At 71.0% G+C, this 18,506-nt stretch carries 18 protein-coding genes and 1 tRNA gene; 14 read left to right on the top strand and 5 right to left on the bottom strand.

The features are described from left to right. Positions 1 to 67: 67 nt before the first annotated feature. Complete coding sequence (locus D0T12_RS30015; RefSeq protein WP_117403833.1) at positions 68 to 493, bottom strand: VOC family protein; 426 nt, start codon at positions 491 to 493, stop codon at positions 68 to 70. A 103-nt stretch (positions 494 to 596) separates the two neighbouring features. Between D0T12_RS30015 and D0T12_RS30010 the strand changes: the two genes are divergently transcribed. Both D0T12_RS30010 and D0T12_RS30005 read left to right on the top strand, forming a co-directional pair. Then, entirely contained in the window at positions 597 to 1,577 is a 981-nt protein-coding gene (locus D0T12_RS30010) for a helix-turn-helix transcriptional regulator (protein WP_117403832.1), read from the top strand. A 147-nt stretch (positions 1,578 to 1,724) separates the two neighbouring features. After that, positions 1,725 to 2,633, top strand: a complete 909-nt coding sequence (locus tag D0T12_RS30005) for an NAD-dependent epimerase/dehydratase family protein (protein WP_117403831.1) — start codon at positions 1,725 to 1,727, stop codon at positions 2,631 to 2,633. A gap of 77 nt (positions 2,634 to 2,710) precedes the next feature. Here the strand turns inward: D0T12_RS30005 and D0T12_RS35640 are convergent, their stop codons facing one another. Both D0T12_RS35640 and D0T12_RS30000 read right to left on the bottom strand, forming a co-directional pair. Beyond that, positions 2,711 to 2,854: a hypothetical protein gene (locus tag D0T12_RS35640; protein WP_158581681.1), complete on the bottom strand. Its 144-nt coding sequence runs from the start codon at positions 2,852 to 2,854 to the stop codon at positions 2,711 to 2,713. Between the two features lie 18 nt (positions 2,855 to 2,872). After that, a complete protein-coding gene (locus tag D0T12_RS30000) occupies positions 2,873 to 4,264 on the bottom strand; it encodes an MBL fold metallo-hydrolase (protein WP_117403830.1) in 1,392 nt (463 codons plus the stop codon). 194 nt (positions 4,265 to 4,458) lie between these two features. Here D0T12_RS30000 and D0T12_RS29995 point away from each other — a divergent pair, with 194 nt between their 5' ends. The 5 genes from D0T12_RS29995 (at position 4,459) to D0T12_RS29975 (ending at position 9,196) form a co-directional block, all read left to right on the top strand. Next, the gene (locus D0T12_RS29995) at positions 4,459 to 4,914 is read left to right on the top strand and encodes a nuclear transport factor 2 family protein (protein ID WP_199487779.1); all 456 of its coding nucleotides are present in this window, start codon (positions 4,459 to 4,461) and stop codon (positions 4,912 to 4,914) included. A gap of 309 nt (positions 4,915 to 5,223) precedes the next feature. Further along, on the top strand, positions 5,224 to 6,438 hold the full coding sequence (locus D0T12_RS29990) for an MBL fold metallo-hydrolase (RefSeq protein WP_199487778.1): 1,215 nt from the start codon (positions 5,224 to 5,226) through the stop codon (positions 6,436 to 6,438). Positions 6,439 to 6,455: 17 nt separating this feature from the next. Then, positions 6,456 to 7,349, top strand: coding sequence for an alpha/beta hydrolase (locus D0T12_RS29985; RefSeq protein ID WP_117403827.1), 894 nt, complete (start codon positions 6,456 to 6,458; stop codon positions 7,347 to 7,349). Positions 7,350 to 7,748: 399 nt separating this feature from the next. Further along, entirely contained in the window at positions 7,749 to 8,765 is a 1,017-nt protein-coding gene (locus tag D0T12_RS29980) for an MDR family NADP-dependent oxidoreductase (RefSeq protein ID WP_117403826.1), read from the top strand. Between the two features lie 20 nt (positions 8,766 to 8,785). After that, the gene (locus tag D0T12_RS29975; protein WP_117403825.1) at positions 8,786 to 9,196 is read left to right on the top strand and encodes a MerR family transcriptional regulator; all 411 of its coding nucleotides are present in this window, start codon (positions 8,786 to 8,788) and stop codon (positions 9,194 to 9,196) included. A gap of 182 nt (positions 9,197 to 9,378) precedes the next feature. Here the strand turns inward: D0T12_RS29975 and D0T12_RS35065 are convergent, their stop codons facing one another. Next, a complete protein-coding gene (locus D0T12_RS35065; RefSeq protein ID WP_147339686.1) occupies positions 9,379 to 9,672 on the bottom strand; it encodes a hypothetical protein in 294 nt (97 codons plus the stop codon). 78 nt (positions 9,673 to 9,750) lie between these two features. Beyond that, positions 9,751 to 9,822, bottom strand: a tRNA-Arg gene (locus tag D0T12_RS29970). A gap of 128 nt (positions 9,823 to 9,950) precedes the next feature. On the opposite strand from D0T12_RS29970, the gene D0T12_RS29965 reads away from it, so the two are divergent. The 7 genes from D0T12_RS29965 to rho all read left to right on the top strand — a co-directional run bounded on the left by D0T12_RS29965 (position 9,951) and on the right by rho (position 18,349). Further along, positions 9,951 to 10,313 (top strand): response regulator transcription factor, encoded by a 363-nt coding sequence (locus D0T12_RS29965; RefSeq protein WP_117403946.1) that lies wholly within the window; start codon positions 9,951 to 9,953, stop codon positions 10,311 to 10,313. 10 nt (positions 10,314 to 10,323) lie between these two features. Continuing rightward, entirely contained in the window at positions 10,324 to 11,013 is a 690-nt protein-coding gene (locus D0T12_RS37475; RefSeq protein WP_117403823.1) for a DALR anticodon-binding domain-containing protein, read from the top strand. Further along, positions 11,010 to 12,401, top strand: coding sequence for a diaminopimelate decarboxylase (gene lysA / locus D0T12_RS29955; protein WP_117403821.1), 1,392 nt, complete (start codon positions 11,010 to 11,012; stop codon positions 12,399 to 12,401). Before D0T12_RS37475 ends, lysA begins: the two co-directional genes overlap by 4 nt. Continuing rightward, the gene (locus D0T12_RS29950; protein ID WP_117403819.1) at positions 12,398 to 13,702 is read left to right on the top strand and encodes a homoserine dehydrogenase; all 1,305 of its coding nucleotides are present in this window, start codon (positions 12,398 to 12,400) and stop codon (positions 13,700 to 13,702) included. The genes lysA and D0T12_RS29950 overlap by 4 nt, the downstream gene beginning before the upstream one ends. A gap of 91 nt (positions 13,703 to 13,793) precedes the next feature. Further along, on the top strand, positions 13,794 to 14,861 hold the full coding sequence (gene thrC / locus D0T12_RS29945) for a threonine synthase (protein WP_117403817.1): 1,068 nt from the start codon (positions 13,794 to 13,796) through the stop codon (positions 14,859 to 14,861). Between the two features lies 1 nt (position 14,862). Then, positions 14,863 to 15,807 carry a homoserine kinase gene (thrB, locus tag D0T12_RS29940; protein ID WP_117403815.1) on the top strand — a complete coding sequence of 315 codons (945 nt, stop codon included), beginning with the start codon at positions 14,863 to 14,865 and terminating at the stop codon, positions 15,805 to 15,807. 454 nt (positions 15,808 to 16,261) lie between these two features. After that, entirely contained in the window at positions 16,262 to 18,349 is a 2,088-nt protein-coding gene (rho, locus tag D0T12_RS29935) for a transcription termination factor Rho (protein ID WP_117403813.1), read from the top strand. The last annotated feature ends 157 nt before the right edge of the window (positions 18,350 to 18,506 follow it).

The raw sequence follows: 18,506 nt of genomic DNA, 5'->3' as shown, positions 1-18,506 counted from the left end.
GAACGCCGCCGAACACCGAACGCCGCCTCACGCCCCGCCGGGGGAGCGTCAGGCGGCGTTCGAGACGCTAGTTCTCGCTGGAAGGACGAAGCGTCTCAAGGATCTCCAGGTAGTGCGGGTTGGTCATGATGCCGAGAACGTTGCCGAACGGGTCGACCACCGACGCGGTGACGAACCCGGTGTCGCCCTGGGCGGTGATCGGCTGGTGCTCCTTCGCGCCCAGCGACAGCAGCCGCTCGAACGTGCCCTCCAGGTCGTCCACGTGCCAGTACATGATCGCCCCGCCCGGCTCGGTGGACGACGGGCGGTACCGGCCGTCGATCAGCCCGAACTCGTTCTCGTAGTCGCCGACGCGGAACTCGTAGTAGGCGGTGTTCCCGTCCGGGCCGGGGCGGGAGAAGTAGGGCTTCATCTCCAGCACGCGCGAGTACCAGTCCTTCGCGGCCTCCAGTTCGTCGGCCCAGAAGACGATCGTCGCGAATCCACGGAACATGTCGTTCTCCCCTCATCCCACCGGGGCGTTCCCGGCTGACGTCTACGACGATAGGCGGCCATTAGGTCACTAAAAGTCCTAGAAGGACGGCAGGATGAGAAACATGCGCGATCCGTCCGGACGGCTGCTGCGGTTGCTGTCCCTCCTCCAGACTCCCCGGGAATGGCCGGGCTCCGAACTCGCCGAACGCCTCGGCGTCACGCCCCGTACCGTCCGCCGCGATGTCGAGCGGCTCCGCGAGCTGGGCTATCCCGTCCATGCCGCCCGCGGCAACATCGGCGGCTACCGCCTCACCGCGGGCACGGCGATGCCGCCGCTGCTGCTGGACGACGCGGAGGCCGTCGCCATCGCGGTCGGGCTGCGCACCGCCGCCGCGGGCGCCGTCGCCGGCATCGAGGACGCCGCCCCCCGCGCGCTGGCCAAGCTCGAACAGGTCCTGCCCGCACGGCTGCGCAGCCACGTCGCCGCCCTCGGCGAGGCGGCCCTCGCCCTGCCGCCCCAGGTCGCCGGCCCACCGCCCGCCGACCCCGAACTCCTGGCGCTGCTCGCCGCCGCCTGCACCGCCCGCGAGAAGATCCGCTTCGCCTACACCTCCGCCGGCGGCGCCGGCACACGGCGGCTGGCGCAACCGCACCGGCTCGCCACCGTCGGCCGCCGCTGGTACCTGGTCGCCTACGACGAGGACCGCGCCGACTGGCGCACCTTCCGCGTCGACCGCATCACCGACCCGCACCGCACCGGACTCCGGGGCCCCGAACGCGCCCTGCCCGGCGGCGTGGACGCCGCGGCCTGGGTGATGGACACGCTGGCCAGCGGGTCCGGGACGATCAACGCCCGGGTGCTGCTGCACGTCCCCGCCGCCGAGGCCGCCGAGCACGTCACCGCCTGGCACGGCGTCCTGGAACCGGTGGACGACACCACATGCCTTCTGCACACCCGCTCGGACTCGCTGCACTTCCTCGCCTACCGCGTCACCCTGCTGCCCCTCGACTACACCCTCCTCGACCCACCCGAACTGGCCGAGCCCCTGGCCGCCATCGCCGCCCGCGCCGCCCGCGCCATCACCTCCTTCCCCACCGCCTGACCTCCACGGGGAGCACTTCACCGCCGACGCGTCCGCGACATCGCCGTGCTGAAGCGCGCCTGCGAGCACCTGCGCATGCCCCTTGGTAGAACCGTTGGTCATGGCACCGACCGCGCGGGACATCCTCGCGGGAAAGGCAGGACGCCCATGCGCATCTTCCTGACCGGTACGACCGGCTACCTGGGCGGCTCGCTCGCGGTCACGCTGCTCAGCAACGGCCACCACGTCCGTGGTTTGACCCGCTCGGAGCCCGCCTTCGCCGCGCTCCGTGGTCTCGGGGTCGATCCCGTCCTCGGCGACCTGGACGACCAGCGGGTTCTCGCGGACGAGGCTCGCGCGGCGGACGCGGTGGTCAACGCCGCCGACAGTGACCACGCCGGGGCCGTCCAGGCGCTGCTCACCGCTCTGGACGGTTCCGGCAAACCGCTGCTCCACACCAGCGGGTCGAGCATCGTCGGCGAGGCCTCCAACGGCGAGGTCCAGGACGACGTCTACACCGAGGCCGATGTGGCGCCCGGCAGCGCGTGGCGGCCCGCGCCGGAGAAGGCGGCCAGGGTGGCGATCGACCGCGAGGTGATGGCCGCCGCCGACCGCGGCGTCCGCTCGGTCGTGCTGTGCAACACGATGATCTACGGCACCGGTCTCGGGTTGAGCGCCGACAGCGTCCAGATCCCCCGCCTCGTCGCGACCGCCCGGCGGACGGGGACGCCCCGGCATATCGGCGCGGGCGCGAACATCTGGTCCAACGTCCACCTGGCGGACGCCTGCGACCTGTACGTCCGGGCCCTGGAGGGCGCCGCGCCTGGCTCCTTCTACTTCGTGGAGAACGGCGAGGCCACCTTCCGCGATATCACCACGTCGATCGCGTCGGCGCTCCGGCTCCCGCCGCCCCGGCCCATCGGCATCGAGGACGCGATCGCCGAATGGGGATACGAGCCCGCCGTCTACGCCCTCGGCTCGAACAGCCGGGTCCGCGGCGTACGGTCCCGCGACGACCTGGACTGGCGCCCCCGCCACACGTCGGTGACCGACTGGATCGCCCGCTCGCTCACCTGACGGCGGCGGTCAGGCAAGCGGTCCGGCCGGTTGCGGGGCGGTGAGGCGGAGAGGACGTCCAGGGGCACTACCAGGCCTCAGCCCTGCGACACGACGCGTCCCGGATGGTCATCATTCATCGCGGGGATGTGGGCTGTCTCGGATTCGCCGGGGGTGCGCCCGTCGATCAGGCGGGGCGCGTCACCGGTGTCCAGGGTGACAGGAAGGGGTGGGGGCGTCATCAAGTCTCCTGTGCGGGTTCAGTGATCGGTGATGGGCAGGCCCGCGTCCGCGGCGTCTTCGAAGGCGTCGTCGATGTGCACCACCCGGCGTCCGGCCCGCTGGAGCAGGCTGCTCGCGGCGGCGGCCCGGTAGCCGGAGCCGCAGTGCACCCAGACGGTTCCGGGCGGCACCTCGCCCAGGCGGTGGGGCAGCTCGGGAAGCGGAACGTGGGTCGCGCCGTCGATGTGTCCGGCGCGCCACTCGTTGCGCAGCCGCACGTCGAGGACGACGTCCGGCGCGGACAGGTGACCGGGGACGCGCCCGGCTCGTGCGGCGGCCAGGTCGGTGAACGACGCGACGGCCAACCCGCCCAGGCGGGTCGCGTCGCCCCCGGCCCACTCCCGCGGGGTGCCGCTCGCGGTGGCGGCCGGGCGGTCGATGCCGATGCGCGCCAGTTCCCGCTGCGCGGCCGCCACCTGCTCGCGGCTGTCGCCCAGCAGCGTGAGCGGCGTGCCCCACTCGATCATCCAGCCGAGCCAGGTCGACATCGGGCCGTCCAGGCCGAAGCTCAGCGTCCCCGCCAGGTGCCGCCGCGCGAACGCCTTGCGGGAGCGCAGGTCCACGACCCACTCGCCCGCGGCGATGCGCTCGCGTAGTTCGGCGGCGTCCGCGGCGCGCGCCGGCGTGAGGTCGACCGGGTCCGCGCCCGTGGTGTTGCGGACGCCCATGTGCGCGTAGTACGCGGGGTAGGCGTCCAGCCCTTCGAGGGTCTCCGCGACGAAGTCGTCGGCCTCCAGCCGCAGCGCCGGGTTGGACCGTTTCTCCTGCCCGATGGTCGAGGCCGCGACGTCGGACTGGCCCGCCGAGCAGAAGCTTCCGAAGCCGTGCGTGGGCCAGACGTGCGCGCCGTCCGGTAGGAGGTCGGCCAGGTGGCGCGCCGACGTGTGCTGCCGGTAGGCCAGGGGCCGGGCGTGCTCCGTTCCGACCAGGTCGGTACGGCCGGTGGTGCCGAACAGCAGCGACCCGCCGGTGAACACCCCGACCGGACCGTCCGGGCCCGAGACGATGTAGGACAGGTGGTGGAAGGTGTGGCCCGGCGTGGCGACCGCGCGGACGCGCATCGTCTCCGACACGGCGATCTCGTCGCCGTCGGTCACGGCCACGCGGTCGAAGGCGACGTCGTCGGCGGCGGCGACCAGGTACGCGGCGCCGGTCAACCGGGCCAGCGCCAGACCGCCGGAGACGTAGTCGTTGTGCAGGTGGGTCTCGGCCACGTGCGTGACGCGGACGCCCAGCCGTCCGGCCAGGGTCAAGAAGCGGTCGATGTCGCGCTGTGGATCGACCACCAGGGCGACCTGCCCGTCATGGGCCAGGTAGCTGCGGTCGCCCAGGGACGAGGTCTCCACTACCTCTGTGCGGATCGCGGACATGTTCCCCCCTCATTCACGTCGTCACGCCAGTGTGCTCGGTGCCCCCTCGTCCAGCCGCAAAGCCTGGTCGCGTCCCAGGCCGAGCGTGGGTCGATCGCGTACGGCCGACCGGGTCGCGTAAGGCGCGTCCATAACTGATGGTTATTACAGCAGGTATTGGACGGGTTCGAGCGGCGGGTCCCAGGATGGGGCGCATGAGTGACACCGCCGATCGCCTTGCGATCATCGAGGCCTGTACCCGGATGGCGTGGTACGCCGACCAACGTGAGTTAAACCGGTTGGGCGAGGTGTTCGCGGACTCGGTCACCCTGGACTTCACGAGCTCGCACGGTGGTGTGCCGGTCACGTTGACGCCGGCGCAGATCGTCGAGGTCTGGGCGGGTCTGTTGGGGGCGTTCGACGCCACGCATCATCTGGTCACCAACCATCTGGTCACCCTGGAAGGCGACAGCGCGGTGTGCGCGGCGGCGTTTCATGCCACGCATCGGCTCAGTGATCCGTCCGGTGGGCCGCTGTGGACGCAGGGTGGAACGTACCAGTTTGACCTGGTTCGGGTGGAGGGTGTGTGGAAAATCGCCGGTGTGGTGATGGCCGCCACCTGGGCCGACGGCAATCGGAACCTGATGTCCCTGGCGGCGGGCACGCGGTGACCGCGCTCGTTACCGGCGGCCTGGCAGGAACAGCGACATGACCGACGCGGTGCCGAGTACGTGAACGCGTGCTTCGACTCCGCGTGAACCGATCGTTCGACACGTCGATCGTCCGCGAACCCCGCACCTTCCAGCGGTGGGTGCGCGCCCGCGCGGACGACTTCCGCCGACCCCCCGACTTCACAGAGGCTCTCGATGAACCAGAGATTGCGGCGCCTTGTCGCCGCAGGCTCCGCCGCCGCATGCGCGATCGCGCCAGTGGCGGGCTGCTCCAGCGACGACAAAGCGTCAAAACCAAGACGGAACACCGTGGGGGGACACTCCGAACCGGGTCGTTTCGCCTCGTCCAACCCCGGCTCGGTCAACACCTACTGGATCAAAGCGCCGGACGGGCTGATCGTCATCGACACCCTGCGCACGCCGGTCGACGCCCGCAAGGCGTTGGCAGAGATCAAGAAGACCGGCGAACCGGTCGTCGCGATCCTGCTCACCCACTCCCATCCCGACCATGTCGGCGGCGCGGGCGCCTTTCGCGAGGCGTTCCCCAAGGCCCCCGTCTACGCGTCCAAGGCGACGGACACGACGATGCGGGAGGACAAGCGAGGCTTCTATCCGCTCGCCCGTACGTCCAACCCGAACTTCCCCACGAAGCTCATCTACGCCGACCGTGTCTTCGAGGACGGCGCGCCGTTGCAGGTCGCGGGACTCCGCCTGGAAACCGCCGGATTCGCCCACGGCGAGTCCGACACCGCGACCGTCTACCACCGTCCCGACACCGGCGACCTGTTCTCCGGTGACCTGGCGACGGGCAAGGTCACCCCCGCACTGATCGAGGGGAGCAGTTGCGGCTGGCTCCAGATCCTCGACCGGCTCGGCGGCCGCTTCCCCGGCGCCAAGACCATGTACCCCGGACACGGCGCCGCGGGCCCGGCCCGCGCGTTGATCGACGAGCAACGCCGGTATCTGCGGGCGTTCCGCGGCCTGGTCCGTCCCGCCATCGCCCCGAGTTCACCCGAGGGCAGGACGGTCAGCACGGGCGAACAGAAGTCGATCACCACCGAACTCGACCGTGCCTACCCGGGCCACCCGCCGGTCGCGGACCTCCCGACCATCGTGCAGGAGAACATCAAGGCCGTCGCGCGGGAACTCACCGCCGAGGACCCCAAGAAGACACCCGCCGCCTGCGCGGACAGCCCCGCGCAGGGGCTCCTACCGCCGGTGAACGCCTACGTCAACGCGGTCAACGACCGGAACCTCGACGCCCTGGCGGGCGCGTTCGCCGACGACGCCGAGCTCATCGACGTCGGACGGCGCTTCACCGGCCGCGCCGCGATCCGCGCCTGGGCCGAGGCCGAGGTCATCGGTGGCCGCCTGACCGTCCTCAAGGTCGCCGAGAACCGCCCCGGCCACCAGCGCCTCCTCGTGCGCTTCGCCCCCGGCGGCCAAGGCGGCTTCGACGCCTACTACGCCTTCACCGTGGACGGCTCGTCCATCACCAAGGCCGAACTGACCTACGCGAACTGATGAGGAGCCGAAGGTTCATGACCTCGAAGCAGAAGGTCGAATTCCCTTCCGGCGGCGTCACGCTGACCGGCAACCTGTTCCTGCCCGACGGCGCCGACCCGGCGCCGGGCATCGTCGTGGCGGGCACCTGGACGAGCGTCAAGGAGCTGATGGCCGACCGGTACGCCGAGCGTCTCGCCGACCGGGGGTTCGCCGCACTGTCCTTCGACTTCACCGGCTACGGCGAATCCCAAGGCGAACCGCGCGACTACGAGGCGCCGGAACTGAAGATCAGCGACATCGAGCACGCGGTGACCTTCCTCGCCGGCCATCCCGCCGTGGACGCCGCCCGTCTCGGCGCCCTCGGCGTCTGCGCGGCCGCGATGTACATGAGCGGGAACGCCGTCCGCGACCCCCGCATCCGGTCGCTGGCGCTCGTCGCGCCCTGGCTGCACGACCCCGCGATCTGCCGGGACGTGTACGGCGGCGACGAGGGTGTCGCGACCAAACTCGCCGATGCCGCCCGGGCGCGCGAGCAGTACGAGAAGACCGGCGAGGTCGAGTACGTGCCGGTCGTCAGCGGTTCCGACCCCCGCGCCGCGATGCCGTTCGACATCGACTTCTACCTGAACCCCGAACGCGGCGGCCTCCCGCAGTGGCCCAACCGCTTCGCGGTGATGGCGTGGGACGGCTGGCTCCAGTACGACTCGATCTCCCTGGCGCCGCAACTCACCCAGCCCGTCCTGCTCGTCCACAGCGAGGACGCCGCCATCCCCGACGGCGCCCGCCGCTTCCACGCCGCCCTACCCGGCCCGAAGGAGTTCGTCTGGACCGAAGGCGACCAGTTCGCCTTCTACGACCAGGAACCCCAGGTCACAACGGCAACAGACGCCGCCGCAGCCCACTTCACCCGCACGCTACTCCCCGAATAGCCCGACGCGTCCGGACGACCTACACACGCTGTGTACACGCTGAGCGGCGATCGCGAACCCCTACCTGTTCGCGAGCGCCGGCGGTGTGGCCACCGTCCGGTGTCCCGCCGAGTGGTCCTGGGACGCCAGAGGCGAATGTCGTAGGTGGGGCGGTCGTAACCCGGGAGGAGGTGGCGACGCGCCTGAGGCTGGTCGCAGGCGGTCACGCCGGTGCCGAAGCCGCCGACGTCCAGGCCGAGGAGGGCCGTATCCGCACCGACCACCAGTTCATCGACCCGGCCTGACACCCCCGTCCGCAGAATCCGGGAACTCGGCCCTTGACCCTGACGCACGGGTCAGGGGTTAGCGTCGCGAGGTCGTGCACGGGTTCAAGGATTTCTGTGGTGAGGAGCGTTGAGAATGCCCGGTACATCCCACGAGGTCCGGCTCGTCGTCCGGCCGGAGGGCCTGCCCGAACCGGACCACTTCGCCGTCGTCGAGGTGCCGATGCCGGTCCCCGGCGACGGCGAGGTGCTGGTCAGGAACCGCTTCTTCCACGTCTTCCCCGCTTTGCGCACCCTGATCGGCGGAAGCGTGCCGGGCGCGCCGTTCCCCGGCCTGCGACCGGGCGACACGCTGTACGGGAAGGCGATCGGCGAGGTCGTCTCGGCACCGTCCGACGCGGGCGTGCGGCCGGGTGATCTCGTCGAGCACTGGTTCGGCTGGCGCGAGTACGCCGCCGTCCCCGCCGGACAGTGCTCGCCGCTCGACGGCACGCTGCCCGACCCGGCGGCCCACCTGGGACAGGCGGCGATCGCGTACACGGCGCTGACGCGGGACGCGCGGCTCCGTCCCGGCGACACCGTGTTCGTGTCCGGCGGCGCGGGCGGGATCGGGTCGCTGGCCGGTCAGTTCGCGCGGGCGCTCGGCGCGGGACGCGTGATCGGCAGCACCGGCTCGCCGGACAAGGCGAAGCGCCTGGTGGCCGAGCTCGGCTACGACGCGGCCATCCTCCGCGGGACGGGCGGGCGCATCGCCGACCAGCTCGCGGAGGCCGCGCCGGACGGCATCGACGTCCTCGTCGACAACGTCGGCGGCGAGCAGCTCCGGGCTGCGATCGCCGCCGCCCGTCCAGGCGCGCGGTTCGCGCTCGTCGGGGCGCTGGCCGGGCAGCTGTCGCCGGACCTCGCGGGCGGCACCGCCCCGGTCGAGATCGACACCTTCCAGGTGATCCTCAAGGGCATCGAGATCCGCGGTTTCGGAGGCTCCACCGGCCCGGCGGCGAACCGCGAATGGGCGGAACGTTTCGGCGGCTGGCTGCGCTCCGGGAAGGTCACGTTCCCGCATGTACGCGTCGCGGGCATCGGGAACGCCCCGCCCGCGTTGCACGAGATGATCGGCGGGCGGCACCTCGGCACCGTCATCGTCGAACTGTAGGCGCCGAGAACGGAGCAGCGATGCGGATCAGCGACGCCGCGGCGGCGGCCGGGACCACCCCGCGCGCACTGCGGTTCTACGAGCAGCGCGGCCTGCTCCCGCCGCCGTCCCGCACGTCCGGCGGGCAGCGCCGGTACGGGCCGCGCGAGGTGGCGCGTGTGCGAACCATCCGCCGCCTGCTGGGCGTCGGGCTGACCGTCGAGGACCTCCGCCACTGCGCGAACCTGCTGCACCTCCTGGACGAGGACGGTCCCGGCGGCGCGGGCTGCGGGCAGGGGTCGGGGATCGCGCGGCGACGGCTCGACGCGCTCGACGCCGAGATCGCCCGCCTCACCCGCCTGCGCGACGACCTGGCCGCCCAGATGGGCCTGACCGACCAGGACGCGTCCGACAGCGTCGCGCAAACATCTATGCGGCCAGACCCTCAGTAGTAGCCGCCCGACCGCGGGCTGGTATGACCTGCTTGAGGGCACTGGGCGACGAATCTAAGCGACGACCTGGCTTCCTTGCGGCTCGCCGTCGCTTCAGACTCCCCGGCCGTCACCGAGTGGCCGCGGCAGAGGGACCGCTCCCGACCTTCTTGCCGCGACTTTGACGTAGGCGGACGTCCACGCTATTCACGAGAATGATCACGAGTCTCCGGCGGGGAAGAGCGGCATTCCTCGCGCCACTGGCGCCAGGAACGTGCAGCGTTGCTTTTGGCATCCCCTGTTGCCAGCTCGACGATGGGCCGGGCGGCCAGTTCGGTGGTGAGCGAAACTTCGGCACGCCAGTGCTTCTTGACGGCGGGGCGTCCGCGCGTGCCGCCGCGGGGGAGTTCAGGGTCAATGCCGACCTGGACCAGGACTCCGATCATGGAATCGTCTTCGCTGTAGCGCACGTCGGCGAGGACCACGCCCCAACCCATGCTGCCTTCCGTGTTCCGCACTCCCGAGCGCCCACCGTGAGGTGATCGCCGAGAAGGTTCGCGAACTGTCGGGATCGGTGCCCCCTGCAGGATTCGAACCTGCGCACACGGCTCCGGAGGCCGTTGCTCTATCCCCTGAGCTAAGGGGGCCCTGCGGCCTTGGTGGCGCGCGGTAGAAGGTTACCAGGGTTGGCGGGGGGACGCGCACGTGGACGTTCGCCGTGCGCCACGGGGGTGAGTGGGCTAACTTCGTGGCCGTGACCGAGCCACTGGGACGCGTGCTGGTCGTCGATGATGACGAGGTGATCCGCCAGTTGATCGCCGTGAACCTGCAACTGGAGGGGTTCGAGGTGGCGACCGCGGTGGACGGTCAGGACTGTTTGGAGAGGGTCGCCGAGGTGCGGCCGGACGTCGTCACGTTGGACGTGATGATGCCCAGGCTGGACGGGTGGGTGACGGCGGTGCGGCTGCGGGAGGACCCGGAGACGGCGCACATCAGGGTCGTGATGATCACGGCGCGGGCGCAGGAGCATGATGTGCGCCGGGGGCATGAGATCGGGGTCGACGCGTACGTGACCAAGCCGTTCGACCCGAATCAGCTGATCCAGACCGTTCGGAAGCTCGCGGCGGTGTCCGGATAGTCTCACCGGTGTGACTCCAGCCGAGGTGGGCGATGCCCTGGTGGGCGCGGTGCGGGACGCCGTGGCCGAGGGTGAGCTTGATGTGGTGGTGCCTCGGGGGGTCGTGGTTTTCAGTCGGGGCGCCGGGGTTTTCGAGAGTCCTGTGGCGTTGCGGTTGGGGGTTGATCCCTGGGTGATCGCGCGGCGGGTCGGGGGGTCCGTGAGTGGGCCCGGGTTCGTGCGGGTCGTCCGTGGGGTGGGGGACGTTGTGGAGGGGGTTCTGCGGCAGGAGTTCGGAGGTGTGCGGGTGCCGGGGGGGTGGAGTGAGTGGCCTCGGACGTTCGAGAATCCTGGGTTCTCGGTGCGGTACGCCTATGCGCGGGCTTGTTGGGTGGGACGTTGGGCCGCGGAGCTCGGGGTGCGGCAGGGGCCGTTGTCGCGGGTGGGGGCGGAAGAAGGCGAGTTGGTGGGGGCGTTGGGGGACGTTCGGGGGAGGGTGCTTCAAGCGGAGCGGGAACGGGATGCCAGGCCGCTGATGTTGTGTTTGGAGAGAGTGGCCGGGGCGTACCACGACGTCCATGAGCGTTGCCCGGCCGTGCCGAAGGGCGATGAGATGCCCGGGGCGGTGCACGGAGGGCGGGTCCGGTTGGCCGAGGCGGTGAAGGTCGTTCTCGGCAACGGGCTGAATGTGATCGGTGAGACCCCTAGAGAGCGAATATGAGTCGAGTACATCCTGCTGGGCCGCGGCATGCCGACGTTCTGCCGGAGGATCATCCGGCCGGGCCCGCGGACGACCTGAACGCGCTGGAGCCGGCGGTCTGGCCGAGGAGCGCCAAGAGGGACGGCGGCGTTCTGACGGTCGGTGGCGTCGACGTGCGGGATCTCGCGCGGGAGTACGGGACGCCCCTGTACGTCTATGACGAGGAGGACGTGCGGAGCCGTGCCCGGGAGTACGCGGCGGCGTTCCATGACGGGGACGTGCACTACGCGGGCAAGGCCTTCTTGTGTACGGCCGTCGCGCGTTGGGTGAAGGAGGAGGGGCTCGGCCTGGACGTGTGCAGCGGGGGTGAGCTCGCTGTGGCGTTGGCGGCCGATTTCCCCACCGAGCGCATCACCTTGCACGGGAGCAACAAGGCGACCTGGGAGATCGAGAGGGCGCTGGAGGTCGGGGTCGGACGGCTCGTGCTCGATTCGTTCGAGGAGATCGCCCGGGTGGGGTATCTCGCCCAAGAGATGGGTGTGCGGCCCAAGGTGATGGTGCGTGTCACCACCGGTGTCGAGGCGCACACCCATGAGTTCATCGCGACCGCTCACGACGACCAGAAGTTCGGGTTCTCCAGGAGTTCGGGCGCGGCCTTGGAGGCGGTGCGCAGGGTTCTGGCGCTGCCGCAGTTGGAACTGGTGGGACTGCACAGCCATATCGGGTCGCAGATCTTCGACGTGGACGGCTTCGAGGTCGCGGCGCACCGGCTGGCGGAGTTGCTGGTCGCGATCCGGGACGAGCACGGCGTCGAGCTTCCGGAGCTGGACCTGGGCGGCGGGTACGGCATCGCGTACCTGCCGGGCGAGGAGCCGCACGACCCGAAGTCGATCGCGGACGGGCTCAGGAACATCGTGGCGCGCGAGTGCAGGGCGTACGACCTGTCGATGCCGCGGCTGACGGTGGAGCCGGGGCGGGCGATCGTGGGGACGGGCGGCGTCACGCTGTACGAGGTCGGAACGGTCAAGGACGTCGAGGGCCTCCGGACGTACGTGTCCGTGGACGGCGGCATGAGCGACAACCTGCGGACCGCGCTGTACGGCGCGGAGTACACGGGCGTGTTGGCGAGCCGGTCGTCCGACGCATCACCCATGCTCAGTAGGCTTGTCGGCAAGCACTGCGAAAGCGGCGACATTGTGGTGCGGGACCTGTGGTTCCCCGAAGATATTTCGGCGGGGGACCTGGTGGCGGTGGCGGGGACCGGTGCGTACTGTCGGTCGATGGCCAGCAACTACAACTACGTCCCGAAGCCCGCCGTGGTGGCGGTGAGGGACGGCAGGTCGCGCGTGATCGTTCGCCGGGAGGGCGCCGAGGACCTGCTGCGGCTCGATGCGGAGGTCGAAGCGTGAAACCCGGACTGCGCGTGGCGCTGCTCGGATGCGGCGTGGTCGGAACGGAGGTCGTCCGGCTGCTGAACGAGCAGGCGGCCGATCTGGCCGCGCGGGTCGGGGCGCCGCTGGAGCTGGCCGGGATCGCGGTGCGGCGCCCGGACCGGGTGCGGGAGGGCGTCGACCGGAGCCTGCTGACGACGGACGCGCAGGCTTTGGTGACCAGGGACGACGTCGACATCGTCATCGAGGTCATCGGCGGGATCGAGCCGGCCAGGTCGCTGATGCTGGAGGCGATGAAGGCCGGGAAGTCGGTCATCACGGCGAACAAGGCGCTGCTGGCGGAGGACGGCGCGACGTTGTTCGCGGCGGCCCGGGAGTACGGCGCCGATCTGTACTACGAGGCTTCCGTCGCGGGCGCGATCCCGTTGCTGCGGCCGTTGAGGGAGTCGCTGGTCGGCGACCACGTGCATCGGGTGCTCGGCATCGTGAACGGCACCACGAACTACATCCTCGACCAGATGGACACGCACGGCGCCGGGTTCAACGACGCGTTGGAGGAAGCGCAGTCGCTTGGTTACGCGGAGGCCGACCCGACCGCTGATGTGGAGGGGTTCGACGCGGCGGCCAAGGCGGCGATCCTGGCGCAGCTCGCGTTCCACACTCCGGTGACGGCGGCGGACGTCCATCGTGAGGGCATCACCGAGGTGAGCGCCGCGGATGTGGCCGGCGCCAAGGGCATGGACTGTGTGGTCAAGCTGCTCGCCATTTGTGAGCGGGTCCCTTCGGAGGACGGTCGGAACGGCCGTGGCGTATCGGTTCGCGTGTATCCGGCGATGATTCCCCGGTCGCATCCGCTGGCGAGTGTCCGTGAGGCTTATAACGCGGTGTTCGTCGAGGCGGAGTCGGCCGGTTCACTGATGTTCTATGGCGCGGGGGCCGGTGGGGCTCCGACGGCGTCCGCCGTACTCGGCGACTTGGTGGCGGTGGCCCGCAACGTGGCGGGCGGTACACCCGGCCCGGTGGAAGTGACGTACGCGAAGCTTCCAGTACTGCCGATGGGTGAGACGGTCACGCGCTACTACATTCAGGTGGACGTGACCGACGAGGCCGGTGTTCTCGCCACGGTCGCCGAAGAGTTCGCCAGGCACGGCGTCTCGATACAGGCCGTCCGGCAGGTCGGCCTGGGTGAAGAGGCACAGCTCGTCGTGGTGACGCACCGGGCGCCGGACGCGGCCCTCGCCGCGACGGTCAAGGGGTTGCGCGAACTCGACATCGTCCGAGAGGTCACGAGCGTCATGCGCGTCGAGGGCGAGGAGTAGAACGTTCTCTTTGCCCGAGTGGCGAGGAGAGCGGCCGCTTCGGCACCGGTAGACTCCGGGCAACATCGCAGGTCATTCAGGGAGTCCGAACGTGAACGCGAACGCCCGCGCGTGGCGTGGCCTTATCGAGGAGTACCGCGACCGGCTTCCGGTGACGGACGCGACGCCGGTCGTGACGCTGCTGGAGGGCGGCACGCCGCTGCTGCCCGCCGGACGGCTGTCCCAGCTGACCGGCTGCGAGGTGTTCCTCAAGGTGGAGGGCGCGAACCCGACCGGTTCGTTCAAGGACCGCGGCATGACCGTGGCGATCAGCAAGGCCGCCGAGGACGGCGCGAAGGCCGTCATCTGCGCCTCGACCGGCAACACGTCGGCGTCCGCCGCCGCGTACGCGGTACGGGCCGGGATGACCTGCGCCGTCCTCGTCCCCGCGGGGAAGATCGCGATGGGGAAGCTGGCGCAGGCGCTGGTGCACGGCGCGCGGCTGCTCCAGGTGGACGGCAACTTCGACGACTGCCTCGAACTGGCCCAGAAGCTGGCCGTCGACTATCCGGTGGCGCTCGTCAACTCCGTCAACAAGTACCGGTTGCAGGGGCAGAAGACGGCCGCGTTCGAGATCGTGGACGCGCTCGGCGACGCCCCCGACGTGCACTGCCTGCCCGTGGGCAACGCGGGCAACATCTCCGCGTACTGGATGGGCTACAAGGAGTACGCCGCCGCCGACGTGGCCTCGAAGACACCGCGGATGCTGGGGTTCCAGGCGTCCGGGGCGGCGCCGTTCGTGAAGGGCGAGCCCGTCCTGAAGCCGCAGACCATCGCGACCGCGATCCGGATCGGCAACCCCGCGTCCTGGGACCTGGCGGTCGCCGCGCGGGACGAGTCGGGCGGCGCCATCGCCTCGGTCACCGACCGGCAGATCCTGGCCGCGTACCGGCTCCTCGCCAGGGAGGAGGGCGTCTTCGTCGAGCCCGCCTCCGCGGCGAGCGTCGCGGGCCTGCTCCAGGCGAGTGAGCAGGGCGGGGTCACGCCGGGGACGAGGGTCGTATGCACGGTGACGGGCAACGGCCTCAAGGACCCCGACTGGGCGATCTCCGGCGCGCCCGCCCCGACCACGATCAAGGTCGACGCGCACTCCGCCGCGTCGGAACTCGGTCTCACCTGAGGTGGGCTGGACGGACGGGCCGGTCCTGGTGCGGACCCCGGCCACCAGCGCCAACCTCGGCCCCGGATTCGACTCGCTCGGCCTCGCGCTGTCCCTGCACGACGACGTCGAGGTCGAGCTGACCGGCGGCGGGCTGACCATCGAGGTGGACGGCGAGGGCGCGGAGGTCGCCGACCGGGGCGAGCGGCACCTCATCGTCAAGGTGCTGCGCCGCACCTTCGACCGGCTGGACGACCTGGCCGGAACCGGTCCGGCCGGGCGGCCCGGGGGCCTGCGGCTGCGGTGCCGCAACCGGATCCCGCACAGCCGGGGCCTCGGTTCGTCGTCCGCCGCGATCGTCGCGGGCATCGTCGCGGCACGCGCGCTGCACCCGGCCGGGGAACTCCTCGGCGACGACGAGGCGCTCCGCCTCGCCACCGAGATCGAAGGGCACCCCGACAACGTCGCGCCGTGCCTCGCGGGCGGCCTGACCGTCGCCTGGACGACCCCGGGCGGGCCGCGGCTCGTCCGCCTGGAAACACAGATCACGCAGGTCACCGCGTATGTTCCGGAGCAGCGGCTGGCGACCGAGCGGGCCCGCGGGCTGCTGCCGGAGACCGTCCCGCACGGGGACGCCGCCGCCAACGCCGGACGCGCGGCCCTGCTCGTCGCCGCGTTGACCGGCGGGCTCGGCGCGGATGTCCTCCTCGACGCGACAGAGGACCGCCTTCATCAGAATTACCGCGCGCCCGCCATGCCCGAGTCCGCCGAACTGGTCGGGCGGCTTCGGGCGGCGGGTGTCCCGGCGGTGATTTCCGGGGCAGGACCTACTGTCCTGGCCTTCACAAGCGCATCACAAGTTGATTCGATAGCTCCCGAAGTGGGTAATGGGTGGCTCAAGCACCCGTTGGACGTCGCGACCCGCGGCGCACGCGTCGTGACCGGAGAATCCTCGCTCCGGCCCTGATGGCGGCACCGGGGGCGGGGGCAGACGTGTCGCGGCGGCCGGTGCGGGTTCCAGCGTGTTCCCGCTAGGTAAAATGCGAAGACATCGACCTCTGGGGAATAGCAGTGCGCCCTGGTGATGTTAGGCTGAATGCCGCACCAGATGCCCCGTTCGGGGCAGCGTGCTCGTCAGCCGCGCGTCATCTGATCGGCCTTCCGGCCGTGTCGGTTCCGCGTACTAGGCTTCCCGACACCGTGACATCCCGTTGTCCGGCATTCCAGCGAAACTTCGGACGTGGCGGTAGCGGGGACACCTGCGAGCGAACCGTCCCGTACACCATCTGGCTGTGCCCAGAACACGCAGATCCCGGCCCCACCGTGATCAGCGGAGCCCGTCCCGGCGCCCCCGCCGGGCCGCACTACCGGGTCGGCTGGCCGAAAACCGGCCAACGCCCGCTCCCTGGGAAGGACCCTTAGTGAGCGAATCCAGCGAACTCCTTACGGACGCATCGAGCACGGGACCCGTCGACGCCGCACAGGCCGCCGACGCCGCGCCCGCCACCCCCCGGCGCCGCCGGTCCGGCACCGGCCTGTCGGCCATGGTGCTGCCCGAGCTCAAGGCGCTCGCGTCCAGCCTCGGCATCACCGGTGTGACCGGGATGCGCAAGAGCCAGCTCATCGCCGCCATTCAGGAGAAGCAGGGCGGCGGAGTGCAGGGCTCGGCGGGGGGCGAGCAGGGAGCCGCTGCGACTGCCCAGCAGGAGCCGGCCAAGACCGAACGCCCCCGGCGGACCCGCACCGCGGCCGCCAAGCGGGAGGTGTCCGACGACCAGGTCGCGCTCACCGACATCGCTCCGGCGGGCGAGCGGCCGGCGGCCGGCGGGCAGCCGGAGGCGCAGCCCCAGACGGAGCAGGCAGAGAAGCCCGCCGACACCGAGACGACCGACAAGGCGGACAGGGCGGACAAGGCCGAGAAGTCCGACCGGGCGGACCGGGGCGAGCGGCACGGGGGACGGCAGCGCGGCGACCGGCAGGGCCGCGACCGCGACCAGGGGCGCGATCGTGACCAGGGCCGCGAGCAGAACGCCGAGGACGGCGAGTCCCAGGGGGGACGCGACGGGCGCGAGAACCGCGACGGCGGACGCGACGGCCGGGAGGGACGCGAGGGCGGCGGGCGCCAGCGTCAGCGCGGTGGCCGGGAACGCGGCGAACGCGGCGAGGGCCGCGACCGGGGTGACCGCGGCGAACGCGGCGAGCGGAGCGACCGCGGCGACCAGGGCGGTGGCCGTCAGCGGGGCCAGAGCCAGGGCGGCGGCGGCCAGCACGACGACGATGACGGCGGCGGCCGGAGCCGTCGCGGACGCCGGTTCCGCGAGCGCAACCGCGGCCGTGGCCGTGAGCGCTACGAGGAGCCGGTGATCACCGAGGACGACGTCCTGATCCCGGTGGCGGGCATCCTCGACATTCTCGACAACTACGCGTTCGTCCGCACGACCGGCTACCTGGCGGGCGCGAACGACGTGTACGTGTCGCTGGCCCAGGTCCGCAAGAACGGGCTGCGCAAGGGCGATGTCATCACCGGCGCCGTCCGGCAGCCCCGCGAGGGTGAGCGGCGCGAGAAGTTCAACGCGCTCGTCCGGCTCGACACCGTCAACGGGATGGAGCCCGAGCAGGCCAAGAACCGCGTCGACTTCTCCAAGCTGACGCCGCTGTACCCGCAGGAGCGGCTGCGGCTGGAGACCGACCCCGGCATCCTGACGACCCGGATCATCGACCTGGTGTCGCCGATCGGCAAGGGACAGCGCGGCCTGATCGTGTCGCCGCCCAAGGCCGGTAAGACGATGGTGCTGCAGGCGATCGCCAACGCGATCACCAAGAACAACCCGGAGTGCCACCTGATGGTCGTCCTCGTGGACGAGCGTCCGGAGGAGGTCACCGACATGCAGCGGACGGTGAAGGGCGAGGTGATCCACTCGACCTTCGACCGTCCCGCCGAGGACCACACCACGGTGGCGGAACTGGCGATCGAACGTGCCAAGCGGCTGGTGGAGCTCGGCCACGACGTCGTCGTGCTGCTCGACTCGATCACCCGGCTGGGCCGCGCCTACAACCTGGCGGCGCCCGCGTCCGGGCGGATCCTGTCCGGTGGTGTCGACTCGACGGCGCTGTACCCGCCGAAGCGGTTCTTCGGCGCGGCGCGCAACATCGAGAACGGCGGTTCGCTGACCATTCTCGCCACCGCGCTGGTCGAGACCGGGTCCCGCATGGACGAGGTCATCTTCGAGGAGTTCAAGGGCACCGGCAACATGGAGCTGAAGCTCAACCGGGGCCTGGCCGACAAGCGGATCTTCCCGGCGGTGGACGTGGACGCCTCCAGCACCCGCAAGGAGGAGATCCTCATGGCGCCGGAGGAGCTGCGCATCGTCTGGCAGCTCCGCCGCGTCCTGCACGCCCTCGACATGCAGCAGGCGCTGGAGCTCCTCATCGAGAAGATGAAGGAGACCAAGTCGAACGCCGAGTTCCTGCTCCAGGTGCAGAAGACCACGGTCTCCGACGACCGCTGAGCCGCCGCCTGGTCAAGGCCTGACGAGGTGTGCGCGCCCCCGCCCGGAACGGTCCGGGCGGGGGCGTTCGGCGTTCCTCCCCGCGCCTCCCCACGATGGTGGGGTTAGCCCCACCCCCGATTGGGCGGCGCGCATCATGGTCCCTCCACCTGGGCCA

This window comes from Actinomadura spongiicola, assembly GCF_003432485.1.
In the GTDB taxonomy this organism is placed as follows: Bacteria; Actinomycetota; Actinomycetes; order Streptosporangiales; family Streptosporangiaceae; genus Spirillospora; species Spirillospora spongiicola.
The sequence above is the reverse complement of the archived record's forward strand: the minus strand, read 5'-3'. Positions and strand labels throughout refer to the sequence as shown.